The organism is Pseudomonas sp. NY15364 (assembly GCF_048068235.1).
GTDB classification, from domain to species: domain Bacteria; phylum Pseudomonadota; class Gammaproteobacteria; order Pseudomonadales; family Pseudomonadaceae; genus Aquipseudomonas; species Aquipseudomonas mendocina_D.
Genome location: NZ_JBLUPX010000090.1, coordinates 1 through 650 on the forward strand (window position 1 = coordinate 1; position 650 = coordinate 650).

The following is a 650-nucleotide window of genomic DNA, read 5'->3' on the forward strand; positions in this document are numbered from 1 at the left end:
CCACCGTATGCGCTTCTTCACTTGACCATATAACCCCAAGCAATCTGGTTACTGTCTCAATCGTGAAGACGACATTCGCCGAAAATTTGCGTCTTGAGAACTACAAATTTTACCTTGACCAGATCAATTGCCAGTGAAAGCAATTAATCAGTCACTTCTATCACATATCCAAATTTTTAAAGAACGATATTCGTACCGGTCAAAAGACCAGAAATCAGCACTCGCCAGGTCTACCCTGAAGCGCTCATTTCTGAACTCTTTCTCTTCTCACCGTAACCGCGTAGAGAGTGGTGGAGCCAAGCGGGATCGAACCGCTGACCTCCTGCGTGCAAGGCAGGCGCTCTCCCAGCTGAGCTATGGCCCCGTATTCTTCTGCACCAAGCAATTGGTAGGTCTGGGCAGATTTGAACTGCCGACCTCACCCTTATCAGGGGTGCGCTCTAACCAACTGAGCTACAGACCTATAACAGGGTCGCGTTACAGCATCGTCTTCGACTATGAATCAAGCAATTCGTGTGGGAACTTATGAAGAAGCTGATGTCTTCGATTAAGGAGGTGATCCAGCCGCAGGTTCCCCTACGGCTACCTTGTTACGACTTCACCCCAGTCATGAATCACTCCGTGGTAACCGTCCCCCCGAAGGTTAGACT

General features: G+C 49.2%; 2 tRNA genes and 1 rRNA gene. All 3 read right to left on the minus strand.

The features are described from left to right. Positions 1-288: 288 nt before the first annotated feature. Positions 289-364, minus strand: a tRNA-Ala gene (locus ACNFCJ_RS24075). A 22-nt stretch (positions 365-386) separates the two neighbouring features. Beyond that, positions 387-463, minus strand: a tRNA-Ile gene (locus tag ACNFCJ_RS24080). Between the two features lie 85 nt (positions 464-548). Beyond that, a 16S ribosomal RNA gene (locus tag ACNFCJ_RS24085) occupies positions 549-650 on the minus strand; the annotation flags it as partial.